Here is a 14,379-nt window from a genome sequence, read left to right as displayed (position 1 = left end):
TCCTGCGGGAACGGTCAAGGCGCCGCAATGATCTAGTCTTGGCTAACCCCAGGGAGAGATCGCCATGTACCGCTTCTTCGAGCAGCTCGGTTCCCGTCTCATTGCGCCGTTTGCGGGCGAACCTTCGCGCAGCAGCAAAGTCTGGCCGTGCCGTTGCGGCCAGTCGCTGTTTTTCCGCAACAGCCAGTGCCTGACGTGCGGCGCGGTGCTCGGCTACCAGCCGGACCGGGCGCTGCTGACCTCGCTGCAGCCGGGGCCGGAGCAGGGCACCTGGACGCTGGACGCGGCCCCTGACGCCGGCCTGTTCCGCCGCTGCGCCAACCTCGACACGCCCGCCGCCTGCAACTGGCTGCTGCCGGCCATCGGCGACGACGCCCTGTGCGCGGCGTGCCGGCTCAACCGCACCGTTCCGGACTTGTCCGATGCGCAGAACCCCGAACGCTGGCGCAAGGTGGAGATCGCCAAACGGCGGCTGGTGGCGCAATTGATCAGCCTCGGCCTGCCGGTGATCCCCAAGACCGTGGATGAAGACGCCGGCCTGGCCTTCGACTTCATCGGCGTCGACCGCGAGGGCAACGCGCCCGTCACCGGCCACGCCAACGGTCTGATCACTCTCGACATCAAGGAAGCCGACGACGCCCACCGCGAACAGGTGCGGGCGGCGATGCACGAGCCCTACCGCACGCTGCTCGGGCACTTGCGCCACGAAGTCGGGCACTACTACTGGGATCGCCTGGTCTTCAACGGGCCCTGGCTCGGGGCGTTCCGCAGCCTGTTCGGCGACGAGCGGGCCCCTTACGCCGAAGCGCTGGAGCGGCACTATCGGGAAGGCGCCCCGGCGGACTGGCAGCAGAGCCACGTCAGCGCCTACGCCACCATGCACCCGTGGGAAGACTGGGCGGAAACCTGGGCGCACTACCTGCACATGATGGACGCCGTCGACACCGCGCTGGGCTTCGGCATGAGTGCGCGGGAGGTGGAACTGGACTATCCGCCGTTCCCGGCCAGCGTGCTGTATGACCCGGAGCATCCCGAAGGGCCGGCGTTCCTCTCGTTCGTCAACGCCTGGATCGAGCTGGCGGGGATGCTCAACGAACTGTCGCGCAGCATGGGCCAACCGGACTTCTATCCCTTCGCGCTGCCGGCGGCGGTCATCGCCAAGCTGCATTTCATCCACCTGGTGATCCAGCAGGCGGGCGGCAGGGCGGACGAAGTGCTTCAGGCGCAATAGCAAGTGCTTGAACCCCTTCATGTTTTTAATCTGCAACCAGCGGTTGTAACTTCGCCTCAGATAGGTACAATGGCGCGGCTCGCCGACAGGTGAGCGTCGTTATGGTGACCCTATCGGTCCCCCCGCAACGATTACCCGTGAACCTGGTCAGAGCCGGAAGGCAGCAGCCACAGCGGGAACATTGTGTGCCGGGGTGTGGCTGGTAGGGTTGCCACCTTAACGAACATCGAACGAGTCAACACCGAACTGCATGGGTTTCGCCCACTGCGGTTTTTTTGTGTCTGCGATTTGCCTGCCTGGCCCCGATCCTGTGCGGCAACGGGCCTGCCCGCAAAGGCGTCATCCTGGCGTAAACATTTCCAATCAGGTTCCCGTGCCTGCGTCGAGGACGGGGGTGGCATACTCCAGCACCTGTCATCGAGAAAGTGGAGCGGACGAAATGGATGACTTGATCCGAGAACGGATCCGCGACTGGCAGTTCCGTCGCCTGGAGATCAAGGAGCGGATGCAGTCGCACCCCGAGGAGACGCTGGAGCTGGCGCAGGTGCTGGATTTGATGGATGAAGAGCATGCCGCGATCCTCAGCGGCGCGGCCGGCCATGAACCGGAGGCCGGCGCTGCTGCCGACGAGGCGTCCCGGGCCGGTTCGCCGCAGCCGGCAGACGGTGGGTTCAGCCTGCAACTCCATGTCGCTGCGCACAGCGGCGAGGACTTGAGCCGCCTGCTCGACCTGGCCGTCCACGAGCTGCAGAAGCAGATTCAGGCCAACGCCGTGGCACCCGTGCAGGCACCGGGAGTGCGCCCCGGCAGCATGTCGGGCACCCTCGGCGACTATCGTTTCGAGCTTCACCTCAACGACGGGGTCGCCGATGAGTGATCCCGTGACCTGTCTTCTGCCGGCGACGAGAGCGTATGCACCCGGAACACGTTGATCTGTCCAGCCCCGTGTACTTGCCGGTCACCGATGACACCTGCACAGGGCTGCTGCAGGCGGACGGCGCCACGCTGCTCGGCAACCTGACGGATCCGGAGCTGGCGGCGGTGCTGGTCATCCAGAACCTGGCGCAAGCGGCGCAGCAGGAGCTGACCGCCGGTGCGGCGCAAGCGGTGCTGGCCAGGCTGATCGCCTGGTCCGTCGAGGCGCGGTCCGGCGGCGGTGCGGGCTTGCTGGCGGAGGCGCAACGGCTGTTCGACCCGCGCAAGCTGTACTTCGGCCTGAACGTCATAAAAGGCTTGGGGCTGCGCCTCCTGCCGGCCGACGACGTGGCGGCGAAGCGTTACCTGCTGCCCGACGGGCAATGGGATACCGGGTTCAGGATCCGCCATTTCACCGCCAACAACCCGTTCAGCCAGCAGATAGTGACGCCCCGGCACCGCGAGCGCTGGCTGAGCCCCGCGCAAGACAAGCTGGTCCGGACCTTCCGCGCCAACCTGGATGAAGACCTGCACGTGCAGGGCTACGCCGGCATCGGCAAGAGCCACGTGCTGGGCGCCCTGATGGAGTGCCTGCGGCCGGGCGGCACGCTGGTGCTGGCGCGTACCGCCGAGAAGCTGGCGACCCTGCGCGAGCGGGCAGGCCAGGGGCGGATGGGCAGCGCCTGCGCCACCTTTGAGGGGTTTGCGCGCAACCTGTTGCATGAGCCGGTTTCCCGGCCGGCGGGCAAGCGTTCGGCAGCGCCGGGCCGGCAAGCGCTGTGCGAGGCGTTGAACATCCTCGGTTTCAGGGCCCGTGATGCTCAGGCGACCCTGGACCTTTGCCTCAAGGTGGTTGAAACCTACTGCGGCTCACAGGATCGCAGCCTGTCGAGCAGGCATTTCCCCGTGTTCAGGACGCCGTTGACCGGCCTGGAGGCCAACGTGCTGCTCGAGTATTCGAGTCGGCTGTGGGGCTATCTGCAGGCCGATCCGGCGTGGGCCGGCCAGACCGGCTTCGAGGCGCTGCTGCTGATCAAGCGGGCGAGCCTCGCGGGCTGCCGGGTGCCCGACCGTTATACGCATGTGCTGATCGACGAAAGCCAGGATCTGCCCGCCTCGCTGCTGCAGATGCTCGAGCGGGGCCGGCAGGTGCTGATCACGCTGGGGGATGAGTACCAGCACGCCAGCCGCGACAGGGTCAAAAGAAAACGTGAAGTGCGCCACAGCGACATCAACTGCTCCGTGCGTTCGGGCCGTAACGTCGAGCGCCTGGTCAACCCGTTGATCTCGCTGCACTCGCAAAAGAGCAAGGTGCCCTTTGAAGGCGCCCGCGACGCCGATGTCGGCATCGAACATTACCCGCAAGGCTTTGTGCCGCCTGAAGGCTGCGTGGTGCTGACGGCGTCCCGCTGGGACACCATGAAGTGGGCCCTGGAACTGCTCGACACCAACTGCCCGTTCAGTTTTGCGGACGCGGCGGCGCAGACGGGGTTCATGACGTCGGCCATCGAACTGTTCAGGTCCGAACGCTACGGCGGCGGATTGCGCGAAGGCGCGCTGCATCCGGAGTTCAGCGACCTGTCCGACTGGCGGCAGGTGCGTGAGGCCAACCGGTTCGACGGGGCGTTCCTGTGGGTCGAGGCCAGACTGGAAAAGGGCCTGACGGTGGCCGACCTGAACCGCATCCACCTGATGGCCGGCATTGCGGGCAAGCGTTGCCTGCTGATGCGGGCGGAGGAGGCGGGTGGCATGGAGTTCGACCGGGTTCTGTTGACGCCCGAACTGCTCACCACCGAGACGTTCAGGGACGCCGACGAATTCGACCACCGGATCTGCGCCGTGTACATCGCCGTGTCCCGCGCCAGGCAGCAGCTCTACCTGCCGTTCGATGCCGTCGAATGGGTCGAATACCACAAGGGCCGGCCGTTCCGGGAGCGGCAGGGTTACTGACCGGGATCGCCAAAGGGCCCCTGTGGGGGAGCTTGCTGGCGATGGCGATGGCGATGGCGATGGCGATGGCGCAGGCGCCGTGATGCCGGTTGTGCCGGCCTCATCGCAGGCCATCCAGCTCCCTCGGTTTTTTGCCTTGCGCAGGGGGCCTGCGGACACTAGGGACACCTGTGGGAGCCGGCTTGCCGGCGATGGCGGCAGTTCAGTCACCACAGATGTTGGCAGTGCCGGCCTGATCGCTTGCAGGCAAGCTCCTGCCGGTGCTTCTACGGGATCATTTGGGGCTTTCAGGCGTGCCGGTGTAGAGCCGGATGATGTCATCGATCTCCCCCGACATTTTCATCTTCAACAGCGTGCGCAGGATCCGTTGCGCCGGCACCTGCGGATCGTTCCTCACGTAGCAGCCGACATTCTGCTCCTGCAGCACCGCCACCCCTTGCAGTTGCTGACCCGGCAGCAGGCGCTGGTTGAACCAGTCCAGGGTCCATTGGTTGCTCACGGCGTAGCGGTAGCGCCCGGCGATGAGCTTCTCCAGCACCTGCTCCTGGTTGCGTGCGTCTTCGCGTTGCAGGCGGCCGCTGTCGAACAGCGGTTGCAGGGTGGGGTAGGTGTAGCCCAGCACCGTGCCGACGGGTTGGTGCGCAAGGCCAGCGGGGTCGATGCTGGCGGGCAGGCCCTGGAGGCTGATCAGCAGGTCGCGCTGGAACAGCAGCGGTACGCTCCAGAGGTAGTCGCCGGACTGGTTGGGCAGCCAGGACTGCGCGGCATAGCAACGCACGTCGACCTCACCGTGCTCCATGGCGTTCTGCACCCGGGTGCGGGGCAGCACGTGAAATTGCGCCGGCACGCCGACCTGGGTCGCCAGGCTGAGCATCATGTCGTACAGGATGCCCTGGGTCGGCCGGCCGCGTTCGAGCTGCACCATCGGCATCGCCCAGCTGTCGGCGACGACGAAGCGCAGCGGCGCATCCGACGCCATCGCGTTAAGGCTGATCCCCAGCATTGCCCCCACGGCCCACCGCATAAACGCTCCGGTCATTCCCGATCCCGAACCGATAAACGCCTCTGACCATGCAGCTTAGCCAGATTAGGCGAGGACACCGGATGCAATTTTGCCCTTGCTCCGCTAGCATTAGCCGCTTCTGCTTCCTTTGCCGCGACGGTTTTCGATGAGTTATCAGGTTCTTGCACGTAAATGGCGTCCGCGCTCGTTCCGCGAAATGGTCGGCCAGACCCATGTGCTCAAGGCTCTGATCAATGCCTTGGACAGCCAGCGGCTGCACCACGCCTACCTGTTCACCGGCACCCGCGGGGTGGGCAAGACCACCATTGCGCGGATCATCGCCAAATGCCTGAACTGTGAGACAGGCATCACATCCAGCCCCTGCGGCGAGTGTTCGGTGTGCCGCGAGATCGACGAAGGCCGTTTCGTCGACCTGATCGAGATCGACGCCGCAAGCCGCACCAAGGTCGAAGACACCCGCGAGCTGCTCGACAACGTGCAGTACGCCCCGAGCCGCGGGCGCTTCAAGGTCTACCTGATCGACGAAGTGCACATGCTCTCCAGCCACTCGTTCAACGCGTTGCTGAAGACGCTCGAAGAGCCGCCGCCCTACGTCAAGTTCATCCTGGCGACCACCGATCCGCAGAAACTTCCGGCAACGATTCTGTCGCGCTGCCTGCAGTTCTCCCTGAAGAACATGACCCCGGAGCGGGTTGTCGAGCACCTGACCCACGTGCTCGGCGCCGAAAACGTGCCGTTCGAGGACGACGCCCTGTGGCTGCTGGGCCGCGCGGCGGACGGCTCGATGCGCGACGCCATGAGCCTGACCGACCAGGCCATCGCCTTCGGTGAAGGCAAGGTGCTGGCCGCCGATGTGCGGGCAATGCTCGGCACGCTGGATCACGGCCAGGTCTACGACGTGCTGCATGCGTTGATCGAGGGCGATGCCAAGGCCTTGCTCGAAGCCGTGCGCCATCTGGCCGAGCAAGGGCCTGACTGGAACGGCGTGCTCTCGGAGATGCTCAACGTGCTGCACCGCGTGGCCATCGCCCAGGCGCTGCCGGAGGGCGTCGACAACGGCCATGGCGACCGTGACCGGGTGCTGGCGCTGGCCCGGGCGCTGCCTGCCGAAGACGTGCAGTTCTATTACCAGATGGGCCTGATCGGCCGCCGCGACCTGCCGCTGGCGCCGGATCCGCGCGGCGGTTTCGAGATGGTGCTGTTGCGGATGCTGGCCTTCCGGCCCGCCGACGCGACGGACGCCCCGAGGCAAACGCTAAAGCCGGTGGGGATCAGCCAGGCCACAGTTGATTCCGCGAACGCAGTGGCTGCCGCGCCGAAGATCGCTCCGGTGGCGGCGGTTGCCCCCGCTCCTGAGCCAGCCCCGGAGCCGGCCCCGGAGCCTGCGGCCGTTGCGCCTGAGCCCGCACCTGCGCCTGTGCCGGAACCGGAGCCTGTCCAGGCCGCTCCAGCAGCGGAACCCGCACCGGAACCCGTCGCCGAACCCGAGCCGGTCGTCGACCTGCCGTGGAACGACCCGGTGGACGCGATCCCGGTGCAGCAGCCGGCCGTCGAGCCGATGCTGGACACCGTCGCCGAGCAGCCGGACCTGCCGCCGGTGCTGTCGCCGCCCCCGGATAGCGTGGTGCCGGACGCGCCGGAGTGGGCCTCGGCGGCGATTCCCGAGCCGTCCATGGCCGATGTCGATGCCGCGACCCCCGGCATGGACGCCGACGACGAACCGCCGCTGGACGAGGACTACATCGAGCCGGACATGGATTCGGCCTACAGTTACCTCGACGACCTGGCCAGCGAACACGCCGCTGAACCTGCGCCGGAGCCCGAGCCTGAACCCGCTGCGGCGCCGGCCACCGGCCTGGCCCTGCAATGGCTGGAGCTGTTCCCGAAATTGCCGGTCTCCGGCATGACCGGCAGCATCGCCGCCAACTGCACGCTGATCGCGGTCGACGGCGACCATTGGCTGCTGCACCTGGACCCGGCCCACAGCGCACTGTTCAACGCCACCCAGCAGCGCCGGCTCAACGATGCGCTGAACCAGTACCACGGGCGCACGCTGAGCCTGTCCATCGAGCTGATCAAGCCTGAGCAGGAAACGCCGGCCCAGGCCGCGTCCCGGCGCCGCGCCGACCGCCAGCGCGAGGCGGAGGAGTCGATTCACGGCGATCCGTTCATCCAGCAGATGGTGCAGCAGTTCGGCGCGGTCGTGCGGCACGATACTATTGAACCTGTCGATGCCCTGGTCGCCCAGGGCTAACCACTGAAGGCGCCGGGCCGCGAACGCCGGGCGCCGTTTTGATCCAAGTACTTTTTGAGGTGATTCCCATGATGAAAGGTGGCATGGCCGGCCTGATGAAGCAGGCGCAGCAGATGCAGGAAAAAATGGCCAAGATGCAGGAAGAGCTGGCCAACGCCGAAGTCACCGGCAAGGCGGGCGGCGACATGGTGAGCGTGGTCATGACCGGCCGTCACGACCTCAAGCGCGTCAGCATCGACCCGAGCCTGCTGCCGGGCCTGGACGATGACGACCGCGAAGTGATCGAAGACCTGGTGGCCGCCGCCGTCAACGACGCCGTGCGCAAGATCGAAGCCAACAGCCAGGAAAAGATGGGCAGCATGACGGCCGGCATGCAACTGCCGCCGGGCATGAAACTGCCGTTCTGATCGGCTTCGCGCATCGGACGGAACACGAAAATGCCAGGCGCTTGCCTGGCATTTTTGCAGGTGCCGCCTTCAAGAGGCGTCCCGGGCCGGCAGGGCCGGACAATTGACGCTGTCCGGAGGCGCGGGTATAAACCGCGTCTCGTTGTTTTGTCGGACTTTTTCCCCATGAGCTTCAGCCCTTTGATTCGCCAACTGATCGACGCCCTGCGAACCTTGCCGGGAGTGGGTCAGAAAACTGCCCAGCGCATGGCGCTGCAGTTGCTCGAACGCGACCGCAGCGGCGGTACGCGTCTGGCCCAGGCGCTGAGCCAGGCCATGGAAGGGGTCGGACATTGCCGCCAGTGCCGCACGCTGACCGAGGACGATCTGTGCCCGCAATGCGCCGATCCGCGCCGCGACGACACGCTGCTGTGCGTGGTGGAGGGGCCGATGGATGTCTACGCGGTCGAGCAGACCGGGTTCCGCGGACGCTACTTCGTGCTCAAGGGGCACCTGTCGCCGCTGGACGGCCTGGGCCCTGAGGCCATCGGCATCCCCCAACTGATGGCACGCATCGAAGAGGCCGGCACCTTCACCGAAGTCATTCTCGCCACCAACCCGACGGTGGAAGGCGAGGCCACGGCGCACTACATCGCCCAGCTGCTGCACAACAAGGGCCTGGTCGCCTCGCGCATCGCCCATGGCGTGCCGCTGGGCGGCGAACTGGAGCTGGTGGACGGCGGGACGCTGGCCCACTCGTTCGCCGGACGCAAGCCGATTTCCCTCTGAGGGGCCGCTGTCGGTTTCGGCCCCCCCTCGATCGACCTGACCCATACACAATCCTGTTGAAAACCAAGCAAGCGCTCGGTTAACGTCGGCGAACCTTTCCATGGAGTTCGCCGATGCCCGCCTTCCAGGAATACTTCGACCCCAGCCACCAGATGATCCGCGACAGCGTCAGACGTTTCGTCGAGCGCGAGATCCTGCCCGACATCGATGCGTGGGAAGAAGCCGAAACCTTCCCCCGTGAGCTTTACCTGAAGGCCGGCGCCGCCGGCATCCTCGGCATCGGCTACCCGCAGGCGCTGGGCGGCAGCCACGAAGGCGATCTGTTCGCCAAGATCGCCGCCAGCGAAGAGTTGATGCGCTGCGGTTCCGGCGGCCTGGTGGCGGGCCTCGGCTCGCTGGACATCGGTTTGCCGCCGATCCTCAAGTGGGCTAGGCCCCAAGTGCGTGACCGCGTGGTGCCGGCGGTGCTCAGCGGCGAGAGGATCAGCGCGCTGGCCGTCACCGAACCCGGCGGCGGATCCGACGTCGCCAACCTGCAGACCCGCGCCGTGCGCGACGGGGACGTCTACCGGGTCAGCGGCAGCAAGACCTTCATCACCAGCGGCGTGCGCGCCGATGTCTACACCGTCGCGGTGCGCACCGGCGCGCCGGGCTTCGGCGGCATCAGCCTGCTGATGATCGAGAAGGGCACACCGGGTTTCACCGTGGGCCGGCAACTGAAGAAGATGGGCTGGTGGGCGTCGGACACCGCTGAACTGTTCTTTGACGATTGCCCCGTGCCGGTGGGCAACCTGATCGGGGCCGAGAACATGGGTTTCGCCTGCATCATGGGCAACTTCCAGAGCGAACGCCTGGCCTTGGCGCTGATGGCCAACATGACCTCGCAAATGGCCCTGGAGGACAGCCTGGCCTGGGCCCGGGAGCGTGAGGCGTTCGGCAAGCCCATCGGCAAGTTCCAGGTGATCCGGCACAAACTGGCCGAAATGGCCACGGCGCTGGAGGTGTCGCGGGAGTTCACTTACCGGCAGGCGGCGAAGATGGCGGCGGGGCAAAGCGTGATCAAGGAGATCTCCATGGCCAAGAACTTCGCCACGGACACCTCGGACCGCATCACCACCGAAGCCGTGCAGATCCTCGGCGGCCTGGGCTACATGCGCGAGAGCCGGGTGGAGCGGCTGTACCGGGACAACCGGATCCTGTCCATCGGCGGCGGGACGCGGGAAGTGATGAACGAGATCATCGGCAAGCAGATGGGGCTTTGAGGCCGCGGTGCTGCAACAAGGGGGAACACAATCCCCCCTGCAGGAGCCAGCCTGCCGGCGATGGCGGCCGAACGGGCGCCGCTTACTTGTCGGTCAGGGCAAACCGGGTCAGGCAGAACGTAGGAATCCCCATGTCCTGCAAGCGCTGGGAGCCGCCCAGCTCCGGCAGGTCGATGATCGCCGCCGCCTCGTGCACCCGGGCGCCCATGCGGCGGATCAGGTTGGCCGCCGCGATCAGGGTGCCGCCGGTGGCGATCAGGTCATCGAACATCACCACCGAATCGCCTTCGCACAGGCTGTCGGCGTGCACTTCCAGGAACGCCTCGCCGTACTCGGTCGCGTAGCCTTCGGCCAGCACGTCGGCCGGCAGCTTGCCTTGCTTGCGGAACAGCACCAGCGGCTTGTTCAGCTGGTAGGCCAGCACCGAACCGATCAGGAACCCGCGCGCGTCCATCGCCCCGATGTGGGTGAAGTCGGCTTCCACATAGCGGTGGGCGAAGCTGTCCATCACCTGGCGCAGGGCGGTAGGGGACTGGAACAGCGGGGTGATGTCGCGAAAGATCACGCCCGGTTTCGGAAAGTCGATCACGGGGCGGATCAGGGATTTGATGTCGAAGGAATCGAAGGGCATCGTCGAGGTGTCCTGGCAGGGTTGCAAACGGCGCAGTATACCCGCGGCTGAAACGGTTCGCTCGGCCGCGGGTCGAGATCAGCCTTCGATGGAACCGCCGGCCAGCGCACACAGCTGGATCGGGTCGAGGATGTGGATTTCCTTGCCTTCGGCGGCGATCAGTTCGTTCTGCTGGAAGCGGGTGAAGACCCGGGACACGGTTTCCACCGCCAGGCCCAGGTAGTTGCCGATCTCGTTGCGCGACATGCTCAGGCGGAACTGGTTGGCCGAGAAGCCGCGGGCGCGGAAACGGGCCGACAGGTTGACCAGGAACGTGGCGATGCGCTCGTCGGCGGTCTTCTTCGACAGGAGCAGCATCATCTGCTGGTCGTCGCGGATCTCGCGGCTCATCACCCGCATCAGTTGGCGGCGCAGTTGCGGCAGTTGCAGGGCCAGTTCGTCGAGGCGCTCGAACGGGATCTCACAGACCGACGTGGTTTCCAGGGCCTGGGCGGACACCGGGTGCTTCTCGGTGTCCATGCCGGACAGGCCGACCAGTTCGCTGGGCAGGTGGAAGCCGGTCAGTTGCTCTTCGCCGGTGTCGCTCAGGCTGAAGGTCTTCAGGGCGCCGGAGCGTACTGCAAAGACGGAATCGAACACGTCGCCCTGGCGGAACAGGAACTCGCCCTTTTTCAGCGGACGGCCGCGTTTGACGATTTCGTCCAGCGCATCCATGTCTTCCAGATTCAGAGAAAGTGGCAGGCAGAGAGGGGCCAGGCTGCAGTCCTTGCAATGGGCCTGGTTGTGAGCGCGCAGTTTAACTGGCTCGGACATTTCTTTGATCCTTGTGGGAAAACACACATAAGGCGTAAGGGTAACTCAGCACAGGACCTTCAGGCCAGCCTGTGGCGAGACTGCCCCAAGGATGTAAAGCCCTTGGGACGGTGGCCGATAACCTGCCATCAGAAGGCATGCAAGGAACCGTTCCGATGGCCGCCATTGGCACGTTGAACCCCGGCAGCAGCGGCGTGGCGCCGTTGCCGGAAGGTGTCAGAGACTCCGCCGGCGCCGAGCCGGAAACCGGATCGGCGCAGTCGGCAACCCCGACTTTGGTCGAGAGCGTCAAAGTGTCGCTGTCCGGCGCGGCGATCGAGAAATCCGCCGGCGCCGGCGGCGACAACCGTGACATCGAAAGCAGCGGCTTGCCGGAGGACGTCCAGCAGTTGCTGAAGATGATCCGCAAGTTTCGGCAGCAGATCGCCGAAAAGAATGCACGCATCAACGCCGTGATGGCCGACAGGACCCTCTCCAACGAAGAGCGGACCGCCAGGATCGCCGCGCTCAAGGGCGCCATCGCCGCCCTCAACAATGGCCTGATCACTGCCAATCTGTCCCTGGCCAAGGTCGTGAACCAGTCGGGCCTGACCCCGGAGCAGAACATGAAGACCGCCTCGCTGCTGACGAAGGACTAGATCACCCGGGAAAAGCGCTGGCGGTTCTGCTGCTCCAGGTACGCGTCGAACACCATGCACACCGAACGCACCAGCAGGCGGCCAGCGGGCAGCACGTTGATCCGCTCGCTGTCCAGCTCGATCAGGCCGTCCCGGGCCATGTCCTGCAATTGCGGCCAGAGCGCGCCGAAGTAGCCTTGGAAGTCGATGTTGAAGGCACGTTCGATGTCGGCGAAGTCCAGGCTGAAATTGCAGATCAACTGCTGGATCACCGCCCGGCGCAGGCGGTCGTCGGCGTTGCAGACCAGGCCGCGGCTGGTGGCCAGCTGGGCGCCGGCCAGGGTGTTCTGGTACTGGTTCAGGTCGCTGCTGTTCTGGCAGTACAGATCGCCCACCTGGCTGATCGCCGAGACGCCCAGGCCGATCAGGTCGCAATGGCCGTGGGTGGTGTAGCCCTGAAAGTTGCGCTGCAGGGTCGATTCTTCCTGGGCCACCGCCAGTTCGTCGTCGGGCAGGGCGAAGTGGTCCATGCCGATGTAGCGGTAACCGGCGGCGGTCAGTTGCTCGATGCTGCGTTGCAGCATCTCCAGTTTCTGCGCCGGGCTCGGCAGTTCGTTGCCGTTGATTCGTCGCTGGGGCATGAAGCGTTCCGGCAGGTGCGCGTAGTTGAACACCGAGAGCCGATCCGGTTGCAGGTGGATGACTTCCTCGACGGTGCGGGCGAAGTTGTCCGGCGTCTGCTTCGGCAGGCCGTAGATCAGGTCGATGTTGATCGAGCGGAATTGCAGGGTGCGCGCCGCATCGATCACCGCACGGGTTTCCTCCAGGCTCTGCAGGCGGTTGACCGCCCGCTGCACGGCCGGGTCGAGGTCCTGCAGGCCGATGCTGACCCGGTTGAAGCCCAGTTCGCGCAAAAGGCCCATGGTCGACCAGTCGGCTTCGCGGGGGTCGATCTCGATGCCGTAGTCGCCGGAATCGTCGTCCAGCAGGTTGAAGTGCTTGCGCAGGTGCGCCATCAGTTGGCGCAGCTCGTCATGGCTGAGGAAAGTCGGGGTGCCGCCGCCGAAGTGCAACTGCTCGACCTTCTGCGCAGGGTCGAGGTGGCAGGCGATCAGCTGGATTTCCTGCTCCAGGCGTTGCAGGTAGGGCAGCGCGCGGCCGCGGTCCTTGGTGATGACTTTGTTGCAGGCGCAGTAGTAGCAGATGTTCGCGCAGAACGGCACGTGCACATACAGCGACAACGGGCGCAGGGCCTTGCGGCTGTCGCGCAGGGCGTGGAACAGGTCGAAGGTGCCGACCTGACTGTTGAATTGCACGGCCGTCGGGTACGAGGTGTAGCGCGGCCCCGCCAGGTCGTAGCGGCGGATCAAATCGGTGTCCCAACGAATGGCGTCGAGCATGCGGGCATTCCCCCGGATAGGCTGGCAGTGTCGGCGAGTCTAGGGGAGACGGCGAGGGGGCATCTTGATTTGCATCAAAGCCGGTCGGAACCTGTGGCGAGGGAACTTAGACTCTGTGCGAAAAGCCTTGATACTCGGTGATGCTGCGTTGAAAACAGCCTCGCCTGACCTTCGTCTCAAGACTTTTCACACAGACCCTAGTGGCCCATCAGCCAGTGCTGGTGCGGTCCGGGCAGGGTCCAGAGGCCGAACAGCAGCACCAGCACGCCGCCCGCCATGCGCACGCTGCGTCGGCGCAGCAGCGCCGTGATCCGTTCGGCGGCCAGCCCGGTGGCCAGCAGCACCGGCCAGGTGCCGAGCCCGAACGCGAGCATCAGCAGTGCGCTGTCCAGCGCGTTGCCTTGGCTGGCCGACCACAGCAGGGTGCTGTAGACCAGCCCGCAGGGCAGCCAGCCCCACAGCGCCCCGAGCAGCAGGGCGCGGGGCAGGCTCGATACCGGCAGCAACCGGTTGGCCACAGGCTGGATATGGCGCCACAGCCCGCGGCCGAGGCTTTCGATGCGGGTCAGGCCGCTCCACCACCCGGCCAGGTACAGCCCCATGGCGATCAGCAGCAGCCCGGCCAGCACCCGCATGAACAGCGCGGCAGGGCTGTTGGCCACGGCCCAGCCGGCGAGGCCGATCAGCAGGCCGGCGGCGGCGTAGCTCAGGATGCGCCCCAGGTTGTAGGCCAGCAGCAGGCGAAAGCGCCGGCTGCGCTGTTCCTTGGGGATCGCCAGGGTCAGGGCGCCCATCAGTCCGCCGCACATCCCCAGGCAATGCCCGCCGCCCAACAGGCCGAGGATCAGCGCAGACACCAGCAGCGGCGCAAGCTCAAGCATGGGGCGGCGCCTTGTCGTCCGGCGGGGTCGCCTTGGCTTCATCCACCGCGGCGGTGTGGTTCGGGTCCTGGTCGTCGAACAGGATGCTGTGGGCCGGGCCGTCGAGGTCGTCGTACTGGCCGCTGTCCACCGCCCAGAAGAAGATGTACACGGCGATGGCCACGATCAGCAGCGCGGCCGGGATCATTACGTAAAGAGCTGGCATCTGTACTCCATGCCCGCGCGG

At 66.0% G+C, this 14,379-nt stretch carries 14 protein-coding genes and 1 other RNA gene; 9 read left to right on the top strand and 6 right to left on the bottom strand.

The genetic code is table 11. The features are described from left to right. Nucleotides 1-64 precede the first annotated feature (64 nt). From KVG96_RS15450 to KVG96_RS15435, 4 genes are all read left to right on the top strand, one after another. Nucleotides 65-1,231 carry a zinc-binding metallopeptidase family protein gene (locus KVG96_RS15450; protein ID WP_217892913.1) on the top strand — a complete coding sequence of 389 codons (1,167 nt, stop codon included), beginning with the start codon at nucleotides 65-67 and terminating at the stop codon, nucleotides 1,229-1,231. Between the two features lie 111 nt (nucleotides 1,232-1,342). Continuing rightward, an RNA gene (gene ffs / locus KVG96_RS15445) (signal recognition particle sRNA small type) lies at nucleotides 1,343-1,439 on the top strand. A gap of 231 nt (nucleotides 1,440-1,670) precedes the next feature. After that, nucleotides 1,671-2,108, top strand: coding sequence for a hypothetical protein (locus KVG96_RS15440; protein WP_217892912.1), 438 nt, complete (start codon nucleotides 1,671-1,673; stop codon nucleotides 2,106-2,108). 35 nt (nucleotides 2,109-2,143) lie between these two features. After that, on the top strand, nucleotides 2,144-4,096 hold the full coding sequence (locus KVG96_RS15435) for a hypothetical protein (RefSeq protein ID WP_217892911.1): 1,953 nt from the start codon (nucleotides 2,144-2,146) through the stop codon (nucleotides 4,094-4,096). 274 nt (nucleotides 4,097-4,370) lie between these two features. Here the strand turns inward: KVG96_RS15435 and KVG96_RS15430 are convergent, their stop codons facing one another. Continuing rightward, the gene (locus KVG96_RS15430; RefSeq protein ID WP_217892910.1) at nucleotides 4,371-5,120 is read right to left on the bottom strand and encodes a substrate-binding periplasmic protein; all 750 of its coding nucleotides are present in this window, start codon (nucleotides 5,118-5,120) and stop codon (nucleotides 4,371-4,373) included. 145 nt (nucleotides 5,121-5,265) lie between these two features. Here KVG96_RS15430 and dnaX point away from each other — a divergent pair, with 145 nt between their 5' ends. The 4 genes from dnaX to KVG96_RS15410 all read left to right on the top strand — a co-directional run bounded on the left by dnaX (nucleotide 5,266) and on the right by KVG96_RS15410 (nucleotide 9,811). Beyond that, a complete protein-coding gene (gene dnaX / locus KVG96_RS15425) occupies nucleotides 5,266-7,374 on the top strand; it encodes a DNA polymerase III subunit gamma/tau (RefSeq protein ID WP_217892909.1) in 2,109 nt (702 codons plus the stop codon). A gap of 68 nt (nucleotides 7,375-7,442) precedes the next feature. Continuing rightward, nucleotides 7,443-7,781 (top strand): YbaB/EbfC family nucleoid-associated protein, encoded by a 339-nt coding sequence (locus KVG96_RS15420; RefSeq protein WP_085577571.1) that lies wholly within the window; start codon nucleotides 7,443-7,445, stop codon nucleotides 7,779-7,781. 165 nt (nucleotides 7,782-7,946) lie between these two features. Next, nucleotides 7,947-8,549: a recombination mediator RecR gene (recR, locus tag KVG96_RS15415; RefSeq protein WP_085577570.1), complete on the top strand. Its 603-nt coding sequence runs from the start codon at nucleotides 7,947-7,949 to the stop codon at nucleotides 8,547-8,549. A 113-nt stretch (nucleotides 8,550-8,662) separates the two neighbouring features. Beyond that, nucleotides 8,663-9,811 (top strand): acyl-CoA dehydrogenase family protein, encoded by a 1,149-nt coding sequence (locus KVG96_RS15410; RefSeq protein WP_217892908.1) that lies wholly within the window; start codon nucleotides 8,663-8,665, stop codon nucleotides 9,809-9,811. A gap of 82 nt (nucleotides 9,812-9,893) precedes the next feature. On the opposite strand, the gene KVG96_RS15405 is transcribed toward KVG96_RS15410, so the two are convergent. Both KVG96_RS15405 and fnr read right to left on the bottom strand, forming a co-directional pair. Next, nucleotides 9,894-10,442: an adenine phosphoribosyltransferase gene (locus KVG96_RS15405; RefSeq protein WP_085577568.1), complete on the bottom strand. Its 549-nt coding sequence runs from the start codon at nucleotides 10,440-10,442 to the stop codon at nucleotides 9,894-9,896. Nucleotides 10,443-10,520: 78 nt separating this feature from the next. Further along, nucleotides 10,521-11,255, bottom strand: a complete 735-nt coding sequence (gene fnr, locus KVG96_RS15400; RefSeq protein ID WP_085577567.1) for a fumarate/nitrate reduction transcriptional regulator Fnr — start codon at nucleotides 11,253-11,255, stop codon at nucleotides 10,521-10,523. A 155-nt stretch (nucleotides 11,256-11,410) separates the two neighbouring features. Here fnr and KVG96_RS15395 point away from each other — a divergent pair, with 155 nt between their 5' ends. Then, on the top strand, nucleotides 11,411-11,893 hold the full coding sequence (locus KVG96_RS15395; protein ID WP_217892907.1) for a hypothetical protein: 483 nt from the start codon (nucleotides 11,411-11,413) through the stop codon (nucleotides 11,891-11,893). Here the strand turns inward: KVG96_RS15395 and hemN are convergent. From hemN to ccoS, 3 genes are all read right to left on the bottom strand, one after another. Further along, complete coding sequence (hemN, locus tag KVG96_RS15390; protein WP_085577565.1) at nucleotides 11,890-13,272, bottom strand: oxygen-independent coproporphyrinogen III oxidase; 1,383 nt, start codon at nucleotides 13,270-13,272, stop codon at nucleotides 11,890-11,892. The genes KVG96_RS15395 and hemN overlap by 4 nt on opposite strands. A 197-nt stretch (nucleotides 13,273-13,469) precedes the next feature. Further along, nucleotides 13,470-14,153 (bottom strand): sulfite exporter TauE/SafE family protein, encoded by a 684-nt coding sequence (locus tag KVG96_RS15385; RefSeq protein WP_217892906.1) that lies wholly within the window; start codon nucleotides 14,151-14,153, stop codon nucleotides 13,470-13,472. Continuing rightward, a complete protein-coding gene (gene ccoS, locus KVG96_RS15380) occupies nucleotides 14,146-14,358 on the bottom strand; it encodes a cbb3-type cytochrome oxidase assembly protein CcoS (RefSeq protein ID WP_085631377.1) in 213 nt (70 codons plus the stop codon). The genes KVG96_RS15385 and ccoS overlap by 8 nt, the downstream gene beginning before the upstream one ends. Nucleotides 14,359-14,379 lie beyond the last annotated feature (21 nt).

It is taken from the genome of Pseudomonas ekonensis (genome assembly GCF_019145435.1).
GTDB lineage: Bacteria > Pseudomonadota > Gammaproteobacteria > Pseudomonadales > Pseudomonadaceae > Aquipseudomonas > Aquipseudomonas ekonensis.
The sequence above is the reverse complement of the archived record's forward strand: the minus strand, read 5'-3'. Positions and strand labels throughout refer to the sequence as shown.

Excerpts from the sequence above, each read along its gene's own strand:
- KVG96_RS15450 (WP_217892913.1), top strand. The coding sequence starts at position 65 with ATGTACCGCTTCTTCGAGCAGCTCGGTTCCCGTCTCATTGCGCCGTTT.
- KVG96_RS15440 (WP_217892912.1), top strand. The coding sequence starts at position 1,671 with ATGGATGACTTGATCCGAGAACGGATCCGCGACTGGCAGTTCCGTCGC.
- KVG96_RS15435 (WP_217892911.1), top strand. The coding sequence starts at position 2,144 with ATGCACCCGGAACACGTTGATCTGTCCAGCCCCGTGTACTTGCCGGTC.
- KVG96_RS15430 (WP_217892910.1), bottom strand. The coding sequence starts at position 5,120 with ATGCGGTGGGCCGTGGGGGCAATGCTGGGGATCAGCCTTAACGCGATG.
- dnaX (WP_217892909.1), top strand. The coding sequence starts at position 5,266 with ATGAGTTATCAGGTTCTTGCACGTAAATGGCGTCCGCGCTCGTTCCGC.
- KVG96_RS15420 (WP_085577571.1), top strand. The coding sequence starts at position 7,443 with ATGATGAAAGGTGGCATGGCCGGCCTGATGAAGCAGGCGCAGCAGATG.
- recR (WP_085577570.1), top strand. The coding sequence starts at position 7,947 with ATGAGCTTCAGCCCTTTGATTCGCCAACTGATCGACGCCCTGCGAACC.
- KVG96_RS15410 (WP_217892908.1), top strand. The coding sequence starts at position 8,663 with ATGCCCGCCTTCCAGGAATACTTCGACCCCAGCCACCAGATGATCCGC.
- KVG96_RS15405 (WP_085577568.1), bottom strand. The coding sequence starts at position 10,442 with ATGCCCTTCGATTCCTTCGACATCAAATCCCTGATCCGCCCCGTGATC.
- fnr (WP_085577567.1), bottom strand. The coding sequence starts at position 11,255 with ATGTCCGAGCCAGTTAAACTGCGCGCTCACAACCAGGCCCATTGCAAG.
- KVG96_RS15395 (WP_217892907.1), top strand. The coding sequence starts at position 11,411 with ATGGCCGCCATTGGCACGTTGAACCCCGGCAGCAGCGGCGTGGCGCCG.
- hemN (WP_085577565.1), bottom strand. The coding sequence starts at position 13,272 with ATGCTCGACGCCATTCGTTGGGACACCGATTTGATCCGCCGCTACGAC.
- KVG96_RS15385 (WP_217892906.1), bottom strand. The coding sequence starts at position 14,153 with ATGCTTGAGCTTGCGCCGCTGCTGGTGTCTGCGCTGATCCTCGGCCTG.
- ccoS (WP_085631377.1), bottom strand. The coding sequence starts at position 14,358 with ATGCCAGCTCTTTACGTAATGATCCCGGCCGCGCTGCTGATCGTGGCC.